The sequence below is a fragment of the Micromonospora sp. NBC_00858 genome (assembly GCF_045207365.1).
Lineage (GTDB): Bacteria > Actinomycetota > Actinomycetes > Mycobacteriales > Micromonosporaceae > Micromonospora.
Window position 1 is genome coordinate 3,115,422 of record NZ_CP108828.1, and the last position, 18,495, is coordinate 3,133,916.

17 protein-coding genes are annotated in these 18,495 nt (G+C 72.6%); 6 read left to right on the plus strand and 11 right to left on the minus strand.

Annotated features, from left to right (window positions below; all coding sequences use genetic code 11):
- Nucleotides 1-26: 26 nt before the first annotated feature.
- The 8 genes from OG990_RS14580 to OG990_RS14615 are packed head-to-tail and all read right to left on the minus strand — an operon-like array spanning nt 27 to nt 8,549.
- Nucleotides 27-1,262, minus strand: a complete 1,236-nt coding sequence (locus tag OG990_RS14580; protein WP_406080941.1) for a Rid family hydrolase — start codon at nt 1,260-1,262, stop codon at nt 27-29.
- On the minus strand, nt 1,259-2,653 hold the full coding sequence (locus tag OG990_RS14585; protein WP_406080943.1) for an MmgE/PrpD family protein: 1,395 nt from the start codon (nt 2,651-2,653) through the stop codon (nt 1,259-1,261). The genes OG990_RS14580 and OG990_RS14585 overlap by 4 nt, the downstream gene beginning before the upstream one ends.
- Nucleotides 2,650-3,918, minus strand: a complete 1,269-nt coding sequence (locus OG990_RS14590) for a CaiB/BaiF CoA transferase family protein (protein WP_406080945.1) — start codon at nt 3,916-3,918, stop codon at nt 2,650-2,652. Before OG990_RS14590 ends, OG990_RS14585 begins: the two co-directional genes overlap by 4 nt.
- Nucleotides 3,915-4,949 (minus strand): LLM class flavin-dependent oxidoreductase, encoded by a 1,035-nt coding sequence (locus tag OG990_RS14595; protein WP_406080946.1) that lies wholly within the window; start codon nt 4,947-4,949, stop codon nt 3,915-3,917. Before OG990_RS14595 ends, OG990_RS14590 begins: the two co-directional genes overlap by 4 nt.
- Nucleotides 4,946-5,491 carry a MaoC family dehydratase gene (locus OG990_RS14600; protein ID WP_406080948.1) on the minus strand — a complete coding sequence of 182 codons (546 nt, stop codon included), beginning with the start codon at nt 5,489-5,491 and terminating at the stop codon, nt 4,946-4,948. The genes OG990_RS14595 and OG990_RS14600 overlap by 4 nt, the downstream gene beginning before the upstream one ends.
- A complete protein-coding gene (locus OG990_RS14605; RefSeq protein ID WP_406080950.1) occupies nt 5,491-7,032 on the minus strand; it encodes a class I adenylate-forming enzyme family protein in 1,542 nt (513 codons plus the stop codon). The genes OG990_RS14600 and OG990_RS14605 overlap by 1 nt, the downstream gene beginning before the upstream one ends.
- Nucleotides 7,033-7,061: 29 nt before the next feature.
- Nucleotides 7,062-7,859: an SDR family oxidoreductase gene (locus OG990_RS14610; protein WP_386992412.1), complete on the minus strand. Its 798-nt coding sequence runs from the start codon at nt 7,857-7,859 to the stop codon at nt 7,062-7,064.
- Between the two features lie 39 nt (nt 7,860-7,898).
- Nucleotides 7,899-8,549: an isochorismatase family protein gene (locus OG990_RS14615; protein ID WP_406080951.1), complete on the minus strand. Its 651-nt coding sequence runs from the start codon at nt 8,547-8,549 to the stop codon at nt 7,899-7,901.
- Between the two features lie 272 nt (nt 8,550-8,821).
- Between OG990_RS14615 and OG990_RS14620 the strand changes: the two genes are divergently transcribed.
- Entirely contained in the window at nt 8,822-9,688 is an 867-nt protein-coding gene (locus OG990_RS14620) for a DUF4437 domain-containing protein (protein WP_406080952.1), read from the plus strand.
- Nucleotides 9,689-9,744: 56 nt separating this feature from the next.
- On the opposite strand, the gene OG990_RS14625 is transcribed toward OG990_RS14620, so the two are convergent.
- Nucleotides 9,745-11,166 carry a dihydroorotase gene (locus OG990_RS14625; RefSeq protein ID WP_406080953.1) on the minus strand — a complete coding sequence of 474 codons (1,422 nt, stop codon included), beginning with the start codon at nt 11,164-11,166 and terminating at the stop codon, nt 9,745-9,747.
- A 111-nt stretch (nt 11,167-11,277) separates the two neighbouring features.
- Here OG990_RS14625 and OG990_RS14630 point away from each other — a divergent pair, with 111 nt between their 5' ends.
- Genes OG990_RS14630 through OG990_RS14640 form a run of 3 tightly spaced genes read left to right on the plus strand, consistent with a single transcriptional unit; the run spans nt 11,278 to nt 14,783 of the window.
- On the plus strand, nt 11,278-12,483 hold the full coding sequence (locus tag OG990_RS14630) for a CaiB/BaiF CoA transferase family protein (protein WP_406080954.1): 1,206 nt from the start codon (nt 11,278-11,280) through the stop codon (nt 12,481-12,483).
- Nucleotides 12,484-13,326, plus strand: a complete 843-nt coding sequence (locus OG990_RS14635) for a cyclase family protein (RefSeq protein ID WP_406080955.1) — start codon at nt 12,484-12,486, stop codon at nt 13,324-13,326.
- A complete protein-coding gene (locus OG990_RS14640) occupies nt 13,323-14,783 on the plus strand; it encodes an MmgE/PrpD family protein (protein WP_406080957.1) in 1,461 nt (486 codons plus the stop codon). Before OG990_RS14635 ends, OG990_RS14640 begins: the two co-directional genes overlap by 4 nt.
- A 78-nt stretch (nt 14,784-14,861) precedes the next feature.
- Here OG990_RS14640 and OG990_RS14645 read toward each other — a convergent pair whose 3' ends face one another.
- Nucleotides 14,862-15,704, minus strand: coding sequence for an HpcH/HpaI aldolase/citrate lyase family protein (locus OG990_RS14645; protein WP_406080959.1), 843 nt, complete (start codon nt 15,702-15,704; stop codon nt 14,862-14,864).
- A 104-nt stretch (nt 15,705-15,808) separates the two neighbouring features.
- On the opposite strand from OG990_RS14645, the gene OG990_RS14650 reads away from it, so the two are divergent.
- The gene (locus OG990_RS14650; RefSeq protein WP_406080961.1) at nt 15,809-16,516 is read left to right on the plus strand and encodes a hypothetical protein; all 708 of its coding nucleotides are present in this window, start codon (nt 15,809-15,811) and stop codon (nt 16,514-16,516) included.
- Nucleotides 16,517-16,530: 14 nt separating this feature from the next.
- On the opposite strand, the gene OG990_RS14655 is transcribed toward OG990_RS14650, so the two are convergent.
- A complete protein-coding gene (locus OG990_RS14655; RefSeq protein ID WP_406080962.1) occupies nt 16,531-17,352 on the minus strand; it encodes an IclR family transcriptional regulator in 822 nt (273 codons plus the stop codon).
- A gap of 186 nt (nt 17,353-17,538) precedes the next feature.
- Here OG990_RS14655 and OG990_RS14660 point away from each other — a divergent pair, with 186 nt between their 5' ends.
- The gene (locus tag OG990_RS14660) at nt 17,539-18,492 is read left to right on the plus strand and encodes a flavin reductase (RefSeq protein WP_386992433.1); all 954 of its coding nucleotides are present in this window, start codon (nt 17,539-17,541) and stop codon (nt 18,490-18,492) included.
- Nucleotides 18,493-18,495 lie beyond the last annotated feature (3 nt).

Consider the following 18,495-nt stretch of genomic DNA (forward strand, 5'->3'; position numbering starts at 1 on the left):
CTCCTCCGCTCCGCTCCGGACCGCGCTCATGCCGCCTTTTCCGCTTCGCTCCGGACCGCTCGTGCCGGGTATACCGCCGTCGGGAACACCTCGAACAGGAACTCGGGGCGCAGCAGGGCTTTGCAGATCGCCCCGGTCGACGCCGGCCAGGGCGGGCTGAGCAGCCGTTCCCGCACGCCGGCCACGCCCCGGTACGCCGGCAGCGCGGACTCGACGCAGTACTCGGTCGTCTCCAGCAGGTGCTCCGGTCCGAGGCCGGCGTAGCGCAGCAGGTGCAGGATCGCACCGTAGGTCGCCTCGGCCTGCGCCACGATGTCGTCGGGGTGCAGAGCCTGCTGCGTCTGCATGTCCAGCGCCGCGAAACCGGACATGTACAGCGTCCGACCGGCCCTGACCCCGGGGGCGTAGGTGAGCGTGTCGTAGCGGGACCAGCCCGGGTTGACCAGTTCCAGGGGGTGCCGGGAGGCGGTGACGTCGATCGCGACGAGCGCGTCCGGGTGGTGCAGCCGGCTCATCAGGATGCCGCCCGCGCCCGGGTAGACGCCGGCGCCGCCGAGTCGTTCCTGCCGCACGCGGTGCGTCCGGCGGTACACGTCGCGGGTCGCCGGGGTCGAGTAGTCGTAGGTCGTGACGGCAGCGTCGAGGGACAGCCCGACCGCCTTGAGCAGCTCCCCTGCCCGGTCCAGGCAGTAGGCGTACTGCGCGGCGAAGTCGCCCGGGTGGACCACGGCGCCGGTGGCGTCGACCGGGAGCATCGTCGGCAGGTACACCGCGCCGTCGTGGCCGGTCCGTACGGTGGAGGCCCGCCAGGTGCCGGCCCGCCGGGGCTCGCTGGCGGCCAGCACCTCGCCGCCGCCATGGACCGCGTGCAGCTCGACCTCCAGCAGCGCGGTACGCCGCACGAGCCGCTCGACGACGACCGTCCGTAGCACGGGCTCGTGGTCGCCGAAGACCTCCCGCCGGACCGCGGCGGCCGCCTCGTACTCGGCGAGCCCGGCGACGGTCACGTTTTCGGTGACCCGGGTGACGTCCTGCGGCCCGAACCCGGCGGCCGCCAGGATCGTCAGCACCTTCTCGTACGCGGTGCGCGCCTGCGCCGCCATGTCCCCGGTGACCGTCATCTTGCCGACGGCCTCGTCGAACGCGGCCGAGGTGTGGCCGGAGGTCCAGGCCGCGTCGCCCTCGGCGAGGCCGAGGCAGAACGTGAAGCCGTCGTACGGGAACCAGCGGAAGGACCGCGGTCTGATGGCGTGCAGTGTCACGGGCCGTCCTTGCCTGTACCGGCGGCGGCCAGCGCCGCCATGAGCGGTTCGATGGTGTCCAGCTCTTCGAGGCGGCGTAGCAGGTCGACGACTTCGGTGGTGTCGCCACCGGCGTTGCCGCGGAACTTCGCGACGAGCTGCTCGTCGGTCAGCGGGTTGTCCGGGCCGCCCGCGCTGCGCGGCACGCTGCCGGTGACGGCCGAGCCGTCGACGAGCGTGATGCGTGCGGCGCCGGGCGCGTCGGCCGCGGCCCCGCCGGTGGGGGTGACGTGCCAGCGCACCAGCCGGGCAACGCGTTCCACCTCGGGCCGGCCGAGCGAGTCCGGGTCGTACGTCCCGGTGGTCAGGTCACCGTCGACAACGGCGGCGGCGACGCTCCACGGCAGCGAGAACTTCGCCGCGTACGGCGACGCCGGTCGCGCCAGGTCCCGCCGGGTGTCGCAGACCGTGGGCACCGAGTCGGGGTGCACGTCGACGTCGATCGCGGCGATGTCGCCGGGACCGACCCCGCCGCGGCGCACCGCGTGCAGGACCGCGTCGATCGCGGCGTGCGAGAGCTGGCACGCCGGGTACGGCTTGACGCCGATCCGGGTGGTCTCCCAGCGCGTGCCGAGGTCGGCGGTGACGGACGCGAGGTCGACCGCGCCGGCGGCGAGCGCGTCGTACACACCGTGCGGGCCGTCGAAGACGTTCGCGGGGCCGCTGGCCCCGGCCGCGGCCAGCCGGGCGGCGAGGATGCCGGCGTGCGCGGCGAACCCGGGGTGCAGTTGCTTCGTCGACGCTCCACCGTGGAGAAATGCGAGGAGCCCACCGGCCTGGCTGCCGGCGATGCCGAGAACGTCGACGGTCCGCGCGGCGCCGAGGCCGAGCAGCCGGGCCGCAACGATCGCCGAGGAGAACACGCCGGCCACCATCGTGGCGTGCAGCCCGCGGGCGTGGAAGCCGTGCGGCGCGGCGGCGGCGACCCGGCACACGGTCTCGTAGCCGACGACGGCGGCCTCGAGAACGGCCCGGCCGGCCGCGCCGACCTGCTCACCGACGGCGAACGCGGCTGGCAGCACCACGGCCGTCGCGTGGACGAGGCCGCCGGCGTGGGTGTCGTCGAAGTCCAGAGCGTGCACGAGCGTGCCGTTGGCGAGCGCGGCGGCCGGCGCCCCGACCCGGCCCCGCGACCCGATGATCGTCGCCTCCGGCGGCCCGCCGAGCGCCCGGGCGACGGCGACGGCCGGAATCGGGGCCGGCCCGCCGGACTCCCCCGCCACCGAGCCGGCGCGCAACCCACCCAGCGCCGTGCCGACCCCGTCGAGCAGGTGCCGCAGCGCCGCGGCCCGCACCGCGGCCGGCACCTCGATGTGGCCGGTGCCCCACTCGGCAAGCTCCTCGGCGATCATCGTGACGCGGCCGTGGTGTCGAGGCTGTCGGGGGTGTCGGGGGTGTCCGCGCCGGGTGCCGGCCCGGCGTCGCCGAACGCGCCGGCCGCCCGCAGCGCCGCCACCTGCTGCGCATCCAGGCCCAGAATCTCCTCGGTGACGAGCGCGACGTCCTCGTTGCGCTGCGGCGCCCGGCGGTAGGTGGGCGTCTCGTCGCCGACCCGCACCGGGGACGCGAGCTGCCGTACCTCGCCGTACCGGGGGTGGTCGGTGGTGACCACGAGGTTTCGGGCGGCGGTGTGCTCGTCCACCAGGGCCGCGCCGACGTCGTTGATCGGGCCGCACGGGATCGACCCGGCATAGAACTGCGCGAGCCAGTCGTCGACGGTCTTCTGCCGGAAGATCGCCTCCAACCGGGGCACCAGGTCGGCGCTGTTCTCCCGGCGGGTGGCGAAGGTCGCGTACGGCGAGCCGGCCTCGGCCCACTCCGGGTGGCCGACGATCTGGCACAGCCGGGTCCAGAACTTCTCCTTCGCGCAGCCGACGACCATCCAGCCGTCCTTGGCCTCGAACGCCTGGAACGGCACGAGCGACGGGTGGGCCGAGTGGTGTGTGCGTACCGGCCGGAAGCCGGCGTTCAGGTGCCACGTCGCGGGGTAGGTCAGCATCGACACCGCGGTGTCGTACAGGCTGACGTCGCAGTCCATGCCGACGCCGTCGCGGCGGGCGGCGTGCACTCCGGCCAGGAGCGAGATCGCGGCCACGAAGCCGCCCGAGTAGTCCACAAGTGACAGCCCGGACTTGGTGGGCGGCCCGTCCGGCTCGCCGGTCAGCTCCATCCAGCCGGCGAGACCCTGTAACACGTAGTCGTAGCCGGGCTCCCGCTTGCGCGGCCCGGTCATCCCGAACCCGGTGAGCGCCACACACACGATGCGCGGGTTGAGGTGCTTGAGGTCGTCGTACCGGATGCGCATCTTCTCCGGCACGTCCCCGCGCAGGTTGGAGTAGACGACGTCGGAGACCGCGACGAGTTGCTCGAAGATGTCGCGCCCGGCGGCGGTATCCAGGTCGAGGGAGATGCTGCGCTTGTTGCGGTTGAACGTCTCGAAGAAGAGCGAGTCCTCGTCCTCGGCGTACGGCGGCACGTATCGGCCGACGTCGCCGCCGGCCCGCGGATCCTCGATCTTGATGACCTGGGCGCCGAGGTCGGCCAGGTGCACGCTGCCGAACGGCCCGGCGCCGTACTGCTCGACCGCGATGATGCGCAGGTCCTCCAGCGGTCTCATGCGGACGCTCCCGTCAGCTCACCGATCAGCGCGATGATCTCGTCCTGGGCCGCGCGGATCTCGGCGGGCGGCAGCCCATGGGTCGGCGGGCTCAGCTTCACGGTGTCGGCGATGCCGTCGTAGGCCGCGATCCGGGCGGCGACGTCGTCGCGGGTGCCGGCCATGGTGAGCGCGTCGACCATCCGGTCGCTGACGCTGCCGGCGAGGTGGTCCGCGCCAGCACCGGCCCGGAACGCGTCGATGACGGCCTGCTGGTCCTCGGCGAGGCCGTGGAAGGCGAAGAAGTCGGCGTACGTGCGGACCGTGGCGTAGAAGCTGACCACACCGGCGGCGCGGCGGCGGGCGAGCGCCGGGTCGGCGGCGACCGAGCAGCACGCGGAGACGACCACGTCGAGGTCATGGCGCGCCTTGCCGTTCGCGCGGTCGATGCCGAGCGTGAGGTCGGGCAGGATCTGCTCGCGCAGGTACGCCGGTGAGCACAGTTCGTGGCTGATCCAGCCGTCGCCGATCTCGCCGACCAGTCGGGTCATCAGGGGGCCCATCGCGGCCAGGTACACCGGGATCGGCCGCTGCGGCACGGGGTACGGCCGCTCGTAGCCGCGGATGTGCATCGGTTCGAACTCGCCGTCGGCACGGATCTCGGCGCCGGTGGTGCAGGTGTCCCAGAACAGCCGTATGTTGCGGACCGTCTCGCGCAGGTGACCGACCGGCTTGCCGAACGGGACGTTGTGCCAGTCCTCGTTGAGCCGGCGCACCCCGGAGCCGAGACCGAGCACGAACCGGCCGCCGGACAGCTCGTCCAGGTCGAGCGCCTCCAGCGCGGTGATCATCGAGCTGCGGGTGAACGCCAGGACGATCGAGGTGCCGATCCGTGCGGTTGACGTCGCCCCGGCCAGGGCCGCGGCGGTGCCTGTCGCGCTGCGGTGCAGCTCGGAGACCCACAGCACCTCGGCGCCCGCGCGTTCCGCCCGGCGCCCGGCGTCGGCCAGCTCCGCGAGCGTCGCACCCCACGGCTGGTACGTGAGCCTCATTCCGTTTCCCTGCTGTCGCGGTCGCTGTCGAGGGAGAGCGGGGACTTCCCGACGGGGAAGAGGTTCTCCAGCTGTTCGGCGCCCCGGCGGTACACATAGAACGTGCGCTTGAAGGAGCAGACCTCGTCGCCGTGCTGGTTCAGCGTGCGGGTGCGCACCGTGACGATGCCGGCATGCGGGCGGGACGCGGACTCGCGCTTCTCCAGCACGAGCGACTCGCTGTAGAGCGTGTCCCCGGCGAACACCGGGTGGGTCATCCGGATCTCGTCCCAGCCGAGGTTCGCGAACGCGTTCTGGGTCAGGTCGGTGACGCTCTGCCCGACCGCGATGGCCACCGTGAGCGTCGACACCACGAGCGGCTTGCCGAACTCCGACCGTGCGGCGTACTCGGCGTTGAAGTGCATCTCGTTGGTGTTCATGGTCAGCAGCGTGAACCAGGTGTTGTCGGTCTCCGTGACGGTGCGTCCCAGGGGATGCTGGTAGATATCTCCGATCTCGAAGTCCTCGAAGAACCGCCCGGTCCAGCCCTGCTTGAGCCCCATCAGCCGACCTCCTTTTGATACCGCGCGACGTAGTTGTCACGGATCACCCGCTTGAGGATCTTGCCGCTCGAGTTGCGCGGCAACACGTCGACGACATGCCACTCGCGGGGCACCTTGTAACGCGCCACGTGCTGCCGGACGTGACCCTCCAGGGCCCCGACGTCGATCCGCGTCCCCGGGCGGCCGACCACGAACGCGGCGACGCGCTCGCCGTACACCTCGTCGGGCACGCCGACCACGGCGACCTCGTCGACCGGCTCGTGGTGGGCGATGACCTCCTCGATCTCGCGCGGGAAGATGTTGACCCCACCCGCGATGATCATGTCTTTCTTCCGGTCGACGATGGTGATGAATCCCTGTTCATCGCGCACGGCTACGTCCCCGACGGAGAAGAACCCGTCCGCGTCGTACCCGGCCCGGGTGGCCTCCTCGTCGTCGAGGTACCCGGCCAGCAGCAGCGGTGAGCGGGCGAACAGCTCGCCGGGCTCACCCGGCCCGACCTCGTTGCCGTCGTCGTCGGTGAGCCGGACCTCGTTCCAGAACCAGGGATGCCCGACACTGCCGGCCCGTTCCAGGGCGAACTCCGGGCGCAGGTTGGTGACGATGGAGCATTCGGTCGAGCCGTACAGCTCGTGCACGTCGACGCCGGGGAACGCGGCGATCACCCACTCCTTCAGAGCGACCGGCAACGCGGCGGCGTTGAAGTACAGCGTCCGCAGCGCCGACAGGTCGTACCGGGCGGCCGGCTCCTCGCAGAACCGGCGGAGGTGCTGGGCGTGCGTGGGCACCAGGAACACCGTGGAGGCGCGGCTGGCCACCATCAGGTCCAGCAGCCGCTCCGGATCCCAGGTGGGCAGCACGGTGCACGAGCCGCCGAGCATCGGGGCGGTGTAGGCGAACGCGAACCCCGCGCCGTGGTACATCGGCGCGACGGCGATCGTGCTGCGGTTGGGGCCGAGCCCGTAGTCCAGCCCGACCCCGAACGCGGTGAGGACCCGTCCCCGGTGGGTCAGCAGGACGCCCTTGGGCCGCCCGGTCGTGCCGGACGTGTACGTGACGCAGAACGGGTCGAGCTCGTCGACGGGCACCTGCGGATCGACCGCACGGCCCTGACCCAGGAACGTCTCGTACCGCTCGCCGACCTGGCCGGCGAAGCTGAGCACGAGCGGCAGGTCGTCGAGCAGCCCGTCGACGTTGCCGGCCAGCTCGTCGGCCACGATGATCCCCTTCGCCCGCGAGTGGGCCAGGATGTAGGCGTTGTCCGAGCTGTTGTTCCTCGTGTTCAGCGGCACGGTCGGGATGCCGGCCTTGGCCATCGCCGCCGATATCTCGAAGTACTCGTAGCGGTTGTTGCTCAGCACCGCGATCCGCTCACCGGGGGCGATGCCGTGCGCGAGCGTCGCGGACGCGAGCCGGTTGGAGCGCTCGTCGAGCGCGCCGAACGTCACGGCGTGCTCGCCGTCGACGACCGCGACCCGGCCGGGCGTGGCCCGGCCGAACTCGCGGATCCCGGCGGCCATGTTGAGCTGCACACCCTTCACCCGGTGCCGTCCTTCCTGAGTCGAACCGGTCAGAGTCCGTAGCGGGCGAGCACGTCGCGCTTGCCGGGGGTGAGGGCCTTGCGGGTCATCCGGCCGGTGGTGAGCCACGCGATCGCGTCGCCGTTCCTGGTGCTCGCCAGCATCCGTTCGACCAGGTATGGCGCGACGTCGTCGACGTGGTCGCACAGGATGTTGAGCTGCCTGCGCTGCCGCGCCACCTGCTCCGGCGCGGCGGCGGCCTCGCGCAGCCACCCCTCGGTGATGAGGATGCCGGGGCGGATCTGGCCGACCCGCACGTCGGTACCGGTGACCTCCTTGACCAGTGCCCGGGTGAAGAGGTCCAGACCGCGCTTGGTGGCCGAGTAGACCCCCATGCCGGGGCGGATCCGGCCGTCGCTGCCGCCGCCGAGCACGTTGAAGACCTGGCCGCCGCCGGCGGCGAGCATGCCGCGGACGGCGACCTGGGACCCGTACACGGTGCCGAGCATGTTCGTGGTGACCATCGTCCGGACGTCCTCCGGCGCGGTCTCGGCGATCCGCCGGGTGGTGTTGGCGACACCGGCGTTGTTGATCCACAGGTCGACGCCGCCCAGCGCGTCGACCGCGGCGGTCCACAGCCGTTCGACCTGCGCGGCGTCGGTGACGTCCACGGCGAAGCCGTGCACGGCGGCCGCTGCGGCGGCCTGCGGGCGCAGCCGCGCGACGGCATCGTCCACGGCCGTTTGCGTGCGCCCCGAGACGACGACGGAGTGGCCTCGCGAGAGCAGCTCGCGGGCGAGCGCGAAGCCGATCCCCTTGGTGCTGCCGGTGATGACTGCCTTGTGCATGGCTGCTCCTGCCCACTCGAGTCGGGAGAACGGGTCCGGTCAGTCGCCGGCAAACCGGGCGACCGCGTCGTCCAGCGGCACCACGTCGGCATACTTGGCGTCGAGGTCGAAGAGGTTGGCCTCGTGCGGGCCGGGATCGCGGTCGGCGCACGCCTCGCGCACCACCATCGGGCGGAACCCGTGCTGCAGGGCGTCGACCGCCGACGCGCGGACGCAGCCGCTGGTGGAGAAGCCGCCGAGCACCACTGTGTCGACGCCGGCCGCGGTGAGCCAGGCGGCCAGCGCGGTGCCGGCGAAGGCGCTGGCGTAGTGCTTGTACACGATGTACTCGCCCCGGGCAGGCGTCACCTGGGCCGGGAAGTCGCCGAGCGGATTGCCGGCGGCGAACGCGGTCAGCGCCGGCACCTTCGCGGCGAACAGGGGCGCCTCGGCGCAGGACTCGTCGGCGTACCGCACCGCGGTGAAGGCCACCGGAACCTGGGCCGCGCGGGCCGCCGCCACCATCGCGGCCATCGCGGCCAGCGCGGCCTCCGCGGTGGCCAGAAACAGCGGCGACGAGGGTACGGCGTACGCGGCGACCGGGTCGACCAGCACGAGCGCGGGCCGGGTGCCCCAGCCGAGCCGGCGGGCGAACCCGGCGCCGGCGTAGTCGGCATCGAGCGTGCCGCCGCGCGCGGTACCGACGGACATCTCAGATCACCCCGTCCGCGCGCAGGGCCGCGCGCTGCTCGGCACGATTCATCGCCGCATCGTATGCGCTGGATACATCGTTTCGCTAGGGGGAACAATGCGGGCGACAGGCTTGCCGGGCTCGTGGAAACAGTGTTTCCATTACAGCCATGCTGGTCCCGGACGGCACCGATCTCACCATCGCCGGCCACCGGGCGCCCTGGCACCTCCGGGCAGGGGCGCCGCCCGCAACGCCGCCGGGAAGACCCTGAAACGCGAACTGAGGAGCAGCGGTGCGAGCGCACGTCGAACTGATTCACGAGAATGACTACATCTGGCACGTCGGGGAGCTGCCGCACGGCGAGGGCGGGGTCCGCGAACGCCGGCTCTCGACCGACGAGGAGGATGGATCGTCCTCGCTGTCGCTGCGGTTCGACAGCGACTGGGGGCGCGGGCCCGGCGTTCCGCACGCCGACACCGAGTTCTTCGTCCGGTCCGGATCGCTGACCTACGGCGGTCAGGAGATCGGCCCCGGCGGCTACCTGCAGGTGCCGCGGGGCGTGCCGATGGACTGGATCAAGATCCGCGAGGGCTCGTCGGTGCTGCACTGGCGTGAGTACGGCGACTGCGGTTTCGACGTCGAAAAGGCACAGTGGAGCCCGGCCTCAGCGCGGTGGGACACCGCCGTCGGCGAGGTGACGGTGGTGGACTCCAACGCCATGGAGTGGACCGCGGCCCCGACGGTCGGGCCGATCACCCCGCTCTACATCAAGCTGCTGCACCGCGACCCGGTGACCAACTTCTACACCCGGCTGATCCGCGCCCACAAGGGCTGGAGTGACCACCGGCTGGCCCACCACCCCTGCTACGAGGAGTTCTACACGCTCGGCGGGAAGATGGCGTACAACTTCGGCGACATCGACGAGGGCACCTACTGCTTCCGGCCGGCCGGGGTGAAGCACGGCCACTTCGTCGCCGAGACCGACATCGACTGGATCATCCGATCGGACGGCGAGCTGATCAACTGGTACACCACCGATGAGTGGATCAAGTGGGGCGGCACGGCGACCAACTACCACGAACACGACGAGGCGCCGGTCATCTCGACCCTGCCGGTGCGGTCCCGTTCGCGCGGCCCGTGGTCCGGCGACGGGATGTGATGGCGACGGGATGTGACGCAGCCGGTGGCCGCGGCCACGTCACATCCCGGTCACACCTACCTGGCGACGTACTCCCCTCGCGGTGGGCCGGTAACCGCGCCGTCGCGAAACGCGACGTGCCCACGGACCACCGTCGCGACCGGCCAGCCGCGGACCTTGCGCCCCTCGAACGGACAGTGGTCCTGCCCGGACAGCAGCAGGTCGGTCGTCACCTCCCGCTCCAGGTCGGGGTCGACGATCGCGAGGTCGGCGTCCGCGCCCACCACGAGGTTGCCCTTGCGCCCCCACAGCCCGTAGGCCCGCGCGGGGTTCGCCGAGGCCAGCTCTGCGACCCGGGCCGGCGACAGCCCGCGCTTGTGCATCCCCTCGCTGATCAGCAGCGGGTAGAGCAGCGCGGTGCCGCCGAAGCCGGGCAGGGCCGGCCAGAGCGCGTTGCCCTTGTGCTCCTCGAGGCAGCACGCGTGGTCGGAGGCCACCCAGTCGACCGAGCCGTCGAGCACGCCGGCCCACAGCGCCTCGGTATCGGCCACCGTACGGATCGGGGGGTTCACCTTGCCGCGCAGCCCGGTCAGCGCGTCGTAGGACAGGCAGAGGTGGTGCAGGGTGACCTCGGCCCGGATGTCGACGCCGGGCAGCCCGGCCCGGGCAGCCCGGGCCGCGTCCAGCGCGTCGGCCGAGGACAGGTGCAGCAGGTTGACCGGGCAGCCGGTGGCGCCGGCCAGGGTGGTGGCCTCGCCGATCGCGACCCGCTCGGTCAGCGGCGGGCGGGCGTCGGAGTATGCCTTGAGGGTCTGCGGATCGCCGGCCGCCCGGACCCGGTCGATGAACAGCCGCATCAGCTCGGACTGCTCGCAGTGCAGCGACAGCGAGACGCGCCGGTCCGGGCCGTTGGCCGCCGCGACCGCCTCCATGATCTGGTACAGGTGCCCAAGATCGTATTCGTCGCTCATGGTGAAGGCTTTTGCGTCGCGCGAGTCCGCGCTGAGGTTGAATCCCTTGTAGAACATGTAGTACTTGAACGACGACACGCCGTGCTCGCCGACCAGCGCGGGCACCTCGCCGACCTGCGCGGTGTCCATCGGCGCGAGGTGGAACCCGTAGTCGGTGTAGGCGCGCCCACCCACGGCTGCGAGCACCTCCGGGAAGATCTCGGCGTACGGGCCGGTGCGGTTGAGGTAGTGCTGCCCGGTCCGGAAGTACGACAGCACCGTGGTCGCGCCGCCAACCAGGGAGGAGCGGGTCTCCTCGGCGGCGTCCTCGGCGAGCGAGCGGTAGATGCCCAGGTGGTAGTGCGCGTCCACCGCGCCGGGGAAGACCAGCCTGGCGTCGGCGTCGAGCACCTCGGCGGCGTCGGCCGGGTCGAGGTCGTCCCCGATGGCGGCGATCCGGCCGTCACGGGTGGCGAGATCAGCCCGGACCGTTCCCACGTACGGCAGCACCAGCGTGCCGCCCTTGACCAGCAGGTCGTAACGCGCCACCGCGTACCCCCTTCACCTTCTGCGTTTCGGACAATGTAACGGGGTTTCCATTGTTGAGAAAGGGCGGTTAGATTGGCGTCCCAAACCTCGATCGGTCCCAGCGGAGGTCCCGTGCCCGGTGCACTGAACGGCATCACGGTGGTGGATGCCTCGACGCTCTTCGCCGGCCCCCTGGCCGCCACCATCCTGGGCGACTACGGCGCCGAGGTCATCAAGATCGAGCATCCGGTCAAGGGTGACCCCGCGCGGGGACACGGCCCAGCCAAGGACGGCGTGCCGCTGTGGTGGACCATGCTCGGCCGCAACAAGCAGACGGTCACCCTCGACCTCGGTCGACCCGAGGGCGCCGCGCTGGCTCGCCGCTTACTCGCCGAGGCCGACGTGCTGATCGAGAACTTCCGGCCCGGCACACTGGAGCGCTGGGGCCTGGCCCCACAATCGCTGCAGGAACACAATCCCGGGCTGGTCATCGCCCGGGTCACCGCGTTCGGCCAGCACGGGCCGTATCGTGACCGGCCCGGCTTCGGCACCCTCGCCGAGGCGATGAGCGGCTTCGCGGCCATCACCGGCCCGCCGGACGGACCACCCACACTGCCACCGTTCGGGCTCGCCGACGGCATCGCCGCGCTCACCTGCGCCCAGGCCGTCATGACCGCGCTCTACCACCGCGACGCCGGCCGACCCGCCGGCACCGGCCACGGACAGGTCATCGACCTGGCGATCATCGAGCCGCTGGTCACCGTGCTCGGCATGCAGGCGATGGCGTACGACCAACTCGGCACCGTGCAGCAGCGCAGCGGCAACCAGTCGGTCAACAACGCCCCGCGCAACACCTACCGCACCCGCGACGGCCGCTGGGTGGCGATCTCCACCAGCGCCCAGGCCATCGCCGAACGGGTGCTGCGGCTCGTCGGGCACCCCGAGGTGATCGACGAACCGTGGTTCGCCAGCGGCGTCACCCGGGCACAGCACGCCGACGAGCTCGACGGCTACGTCGGGGGCTGGATCGCCGAGCGGGACCTCGCCGAGGTGGTCGCCGAGTTCGAGGCGGCCCAGGCGGCGGTCGCCCCGATCTACGACATCGCCGACGTCTTCGCCGACCCGCAGTACCGGGCCCTGGACACCGTGACCACGGTGCAGGATCCGGTGCTCGGCCCGCTGCGGATGCCCAACGTGCTGTACCGGATGTCCGCGACGCCCGGCGTCATCGCGTGGACCGGGCGTCCGCCCGGCGCCGACAACCAATCCGTGTACGGCGACCGGCTCGGCCTCAGCGCCGACGAGCGAGCCGACCTGCAGTCGAGAGGCGTGATCTGAGTGGGCCCCCGCACCGGTGGACCGCAACCCGACCTCGACCCCGGCGCCACCGCGCTGTGGCCGGCGCTGGTCGGGGCCCGGGTCATCGACCTGGCCCAGCCGCTGCGCCGGGGAATGCCCCAGTCACCGAACCACCCGCCGTTCCGGATGGTGATCGAGCGCCGCCACGGCGACGTGGTGCGCGCCGACGGCGGCAGCTCCGCCAACGAGGTCATCATCACCGGCGGGCACGTCGGTACCCACGTCGACGCGCTGGCCCACGTCTCGCAGGACGGACTCGTGCACGCCGGCCGACCGGCTGCGGCAGCGCAGTCCCACGAAGGCTTCGCGGAGCTGGGCATCGAGACGTTCGACCCGTACGTCGGACGGGCCGTGCTGCTCGACGTGGCCGCCGTGCACTCCACCGCCGTGCTGCCGGCGGGTTACGAGATCACTCCGGACGACCTGGAGCGGGCCGCCGGGCACACCCGGATCGCACCGGGCGACGCGGTCCTGATCGGCACCGGCTGGTCGCGCCGGTGGGGCGACGGTGCGGCGTTCGTCGGGCTCGCCGACGGCGTTCCCGGCCCCGGGGCGGCCGCCGCGCGCTGGCTCGCCGAGCGCTCGCCCAGGGTCGTCGGCGGCGAGACGATCGCCTTCGAGCACGTCGCGCCCGGACGCGGGCACGCCACCCTGCCGGTGCACCGGATCCTGCTGGTGGAGCACGGGATCAACATCGTGGAGACGATGAACCTCGCCCCGCTGCTGGACACCGGGGCCCGGGAGTTCCTGTTCGTGCTCAACCCGCTGCCCATCGTCGGGGCCACCGGCGCCCCGGTCCGCCCGCTGGCGGTCCTGCCGTGACGGCGGCCGCAAGCACGGCCGGGACCGCGACCGCGCCGGGGGACGAGCCCACGCTCAGCGCCCGGCTGGCGCGTTTCGCGGTCGACTGCCGCGACCACGGGGTGCCCGACGCCGTCCGCGCCGACATCCCCGGCCGGGTGCTGGACATCCTGGGGCTGGCCCTGGCCGCGCACGCCGACCCGGGGGCCGACGCCGCGGCGGCGGCGCTGCGCTCCGTGCGGCGCTGGGGCGGCGTCGGCGAGGCCACCGTCATCGGCTCCGGCGACCGGCTGCCCGCTCCGGCCGCCGCGCTGGTCAACGGGGTGCTGGCCCACTCGCTGGACTTCGACGACACGCACCTGCCCTCGGTGCTGCATCCGAGTGCCAGCGTCGTGCCGGCTGCGCTCGCCGCCGCGGAGGCGGTCGGGACCGGTGCGGCTGCCGGCGACGCGGCCCTGGTCCCAGCGGTGGCCGCCGGGATCGAGATCACCAACCGGCTCGGCATGGCCGGCTACCTGCCCGAAACCGGGGTCAACGTCTACTTCGAGCGGGGCCAGCATGCCACCTCGATCTGCGGCACGATCGGCGCGGCCGTCGCGGCCGGCCTGCTCTACGGCCTGGACGCCACGGGCATCGGCCATGCCATCGGGATCGCCGCCAGCATGGGCGCCGGCATCCTGGAGGCCAACCGCACCGGCGGCTCGATCAAGCAGGCCCACTGCGGCTGGGCCGCCCACGCCGGGGTGAGCGCGGCGGTGCTGGCGGCCGACGGGCTGACCGGGCCACCGACCGTACTGGAGGGACGGTTCGGCTTCTTCACCGCGCACACCGGCGACTTCACCGCCGACGCGCTGCTGCGCAGGCTGGGCACCGACTGGGAGGTGCTGCGCACGGTCTACAAGCCGTACCCGTCGAACCACTTCACCCACCCCGGCGTCGACTGTGCACTGGCGCTGCGGGCCGGTGGGCTCGACCCGGCCGACGTCGCCGAGATCGAGCTGGGGGTGGCCGCCCCGGTCCTCCGTACCATCGCCGAACCCACCGCCGAGAAGATCCGCCCGCGCAGCGCGTACCACGCGAAGTTCTCCGGCCCGTACACGATCGCGGCGGCGCTGCTCGGCGGTGGCGGCCTGGGGCTGTCGCTCGACGACTTCGCCGGCGAGTTGTCGGCCGACCGACTGGCGCTGGCGGCCCGGGTCCGGTGCGTGGCCGACCCCCGGGCGTCGGAACTGTTCCCGCGTGCGTTCGCGGCGGTGCTGCGGGTCCGGACCCGCGGCGGCGCCCTCCTGGAGCACCGGGTCGACTCGTCACGCGGCGGGCCGCAGCATCCGTTGAGCGCGGCCGATCTGGCGACGAAGTTCCAGCTCAACGCCGAGCGGGCGCTTCCACCGGCGCGGATCGCCGCGCTGCGCGACGCCGTGCTCGGCGCCGGGGTGACGCCGTCGGCGCTACTTGCGCTGACCGCCTCGGCTGCCTGAGGCCGGTCCCGGCCGGCCATGCCCACCGCCGCATCCACGCCCGCCCGGGCCGCGAATGCCCGTGCCTTGCGCGGGCGCCTACTCCGCCAGGGCGAGCAGGCGCCGGGCGGAGCGGACCACCGCCTCGTCCACCAGCCGGCCCCGCGCGTCGAGGCAGACCCCGACGCCGTCGCGGACCGCCGCGTCGAAGCGGGCCAGCAGGTCCGCCGCCGTCGCCACCTCGTCCGGTGCGGGGGTGAACGCCTCGTTCACCACCGCGACCTGCGCCGGGTGGATGCAGGCCCGGCCGACGAAGCCGAGCCGCCGCAGCGCCATCGTCGACGCGCGCAGCGCGACCAGGTCTCGGAAGTCGGTGCTGACCGGCGCCACCGGGGGCTCGATGCCGACCGCCGCGCTGGCCAGCACCACCTGCGAGCGGACGAACAGCAGTTCCCGTTCGTCCGGCCCGAGTGTGACGCCGAGGTCGGCGCGCAGGTCCGCCTCGCCGAGCTGCAGCCGCCGTACCCGGGGTGCGCGGGCGATGTCGAGGGCCGCGACCACGGCCGCCGCCGACTCCAGCAGCGGCACCACGGCGGTCGTGCCCGCCGGCAACTCGGCCGCCGACTCGGCCGCGCCGAGCACCTCATCGAGGGCGGTCAGTTCGGCGGCGGACTCGGCCTTCGCCACGCAGAGCCCGGCGAGCCCCGGCCCAACAACGGTCGCCGCGTCGACGTGGCCCAGCCGGCCCGGGTTGATCCGCACCCACCAGGCGACCCCGGGCGGCGCGGAGCGCAGGAAGGCGGCGACCGCCGAGCGGGCGGCGTCCTTGCCGGCCGGCGGCACCGCGTCCTCCAGGTCGACGATCACTGCGTCCGCGCCGCGCCCCGCCGCCTTGGCCAGCTTGTCGGGCGCGTCCCCGGGCACGTACAGGTACGACCTCAACGGCTTCGGGCCCTTCCGCTCGACACCGCCCCGGCGAGGCGCGGCCCTTGTTTCGGCTACGGATACAGTGTTTCCATTGGTGGTCGAGACGTCAAGGAGGCCTCATGGGACCGCACCCGTACGGCTGGTGGATTCTGCTGCACATCGTGCTCTTCGTCTTCTGGCTGGGCGGAGATCTCGGGGTCTTCTGGTCGAGCCGGTTCGTCCTCAGGCCCGATCTCACGCCGGCCGCCCGGGCCACCGCACTGAAGATCATGAGCGGACTCGACCTGGGGCCCAAGATCTGCCTGGTGCTCTTCCTGCCCAGCGGCGTCACGCTGATGGCGCTGGACCCGCACGGCGCGCGGGCCTTCGGGATCAACCCGTTCGGCTGGCCGATCGTCGCGCTGCTCTGGGTGTTCGCGGCGGGCTGGCTGGCCGCCACGATCTCCGACCACCACCGCCCGGGCCACCGCCGGTGGGTGCGCCGGGCGGACTGGACGATCCGGATCGTGCTGATCGCCGGGCTGGCCGGGACCGCGCTCTACACGCTCTTCGCCGCCGCACCGTTCGGCGTGGACACCAACCCGAAGTGGCTGGGCGGCAAGATCCTGCTCTACAGCGTCGCGATCGCCTGCGGACTGGGCATCCGGCTCACCCTGCGCCCGTTCGGGCCGGCCTTCGGCACGCTGATGACGACCGGCTCCACACCGGAGGTGGAGCGCACGATGCGGCGGGCGATCGACGGCTGCCTACCCTACGTGTGGGGCATCTGGGGCAGCGTGCTGGCGGCCGCGGCGCTTGGCGTGCTGAAGCCGCTCGCGGCGCTGTGACCCGGGCAGGTCGGTCAGGCGCCGTGGTAGCCAAGCTGAGCGGAGATCCGGCTGGTCGCCTTCAGCAGCGACTTCGCCAGGTCGGGCGAGTCCGGCTTGAACCGCCCCACCGGCCCGGCCACGCTGACGACCGCCACCACGTGCCCGTCGTGGTCGAAGACCGGCGCCGCGATCGACGTCGCGCCGGGCTGGCGTTCACCGCGCGAGGTGGCATATCCGCGCTTACGGATGGCGGCCAGCTCCTTGCGCAGCTTCACCGGGTCGGTGATGGTGCGGTCGGTGAGCTCGTCGAGCCGGTGCCGCTCCAGGTAGGCATCGAGCTCGTCCTCGGCGACGAAGGCCAGGAACGCCTTGGACGAGCTGCCGGCATGCAGCGGGTACGGGATGCCGATGTTGACGTCCAGCCGCAGCTCGTGCTCGGGCACCACCTGGTCGACGTACAGCCGGGTGTCGCCCCGGCGCAGCGACAGCGTGGCGGTCTCGCCCGTCTCGGCCGCCAGCGCGCGCAGCTCCGGGCCGGCCATCGCGCGCAGGTCGGTGCGGGCCAGGTAGGCACGGCCGAGCGTGACGGCCGCGTGGCCCAGTGCGTAGCGACGGGTGCTCGGGTCGACAATGATCAGCTCCCGGCTGCGCAGCGCCGTGAGGATGCGGTGCACGGCGGCCTTGGTCAGGCCCAGCGCGGTCGCGATCTCGGTGACGCCCAGGTCCGGGCGCCCGCTGCGCCCGAAGTAGAGCAGCACGTCCATCGCCCGCTCGACCGCCGCGATCGAGCGGGACTGGCCGTCGCCGTCCTCCGCCACGGGCGGTGCCGTCGCCGCGGATGTCCGACTGGTCATGGGTGGGCCTCCACAGCGCTGTTCGTTCGTCCGGTCTCCAGAGCAGTGTAGGTCGCTCGATTCGCTCGATTCCACCTAGCGAAACAGCGTGTCCTGACCACCACCGAACGACGGTTGACACGGGACAACGCCCCTCGTTACGTTTGTGGTAACGACGTTTCCTAATGCGAAACGGAGAACCTGCCAGTGTCGGTTGACAGCATCACGTTCCGCTCGGCCCTCGCCCAGTGGCCCAGTGGCGTCGGTGTCGTGACCACGGTCATCGACGGCCGGCCGCATGGCATGACCGCGAGCTCGTTCTCCTCGGTCAGCCTCAACCCGCCGCTGGTCTCCGTCTGCGTGGGCGTCCACCTCCCCAGCCACGCCCTGGTGGAGCGGGCCGGCGTCTTCGCGATCAGCTTCCTCGGCAAGGGCCAGGCCGGCATCGGCCAGCGCTTCGCCGGCATGCACCCCGGGGTCACCGACCGCTTCGGCGGGCTGGACTGGGCGCACGCCGAGACCGGCTGCCCGGTCCTGGCCAACGCGACCGCCTGGCTGGACTGCCGGGTCGTGCACGCCTACCCCGGCGGCGACCACACGATCTTCGTCGGCGAGGTGCTCGCCGCCAGCACTCCCCGGGTCGGCGCCCCGCTGCTGTTCCACTCCAGCGCGTGGAGCCAGCTCGCCGACCCGCTGCCGGAGAGGATCGACATCGCGATCGGGGGTCGACTCTCCCGCCTACGCGCGAGCACCCTGGCGACGGCCGGCTTCACGGTGCGGGCAACCCCCGGCCCGATGATCGCCGACGCCTTCCGGGCCGGCGCCGAGGAGGCCACCCTCGCCGAGCTGGACCACCTGCTGCGCGCCGGACACACCGCCGTCACCCTGGTTGAGGAGGCCGACGCCAGCCCGGTGCAGGTGCGGGCCGTGCTCGCCGACGCCACCGTGCGCGCCCGCCGCGCCTCACTTCGGGTGCGGCTGCGGACCCAGCGCGGTCTCGGCCTGGTCAACGCCATGGTCGCGATGAAGAGCGGGGTCACCGGCTTCGACACCACCCTCAGTGGTCGCACGGGCGCCCTGCGGACCCGCGACGTGGTCTTTCTCGCCCGGCAACTCGGGGTGTCCTGTCCCCGGCTCCCCGCCAACAAACCAGAGGAGTGACCC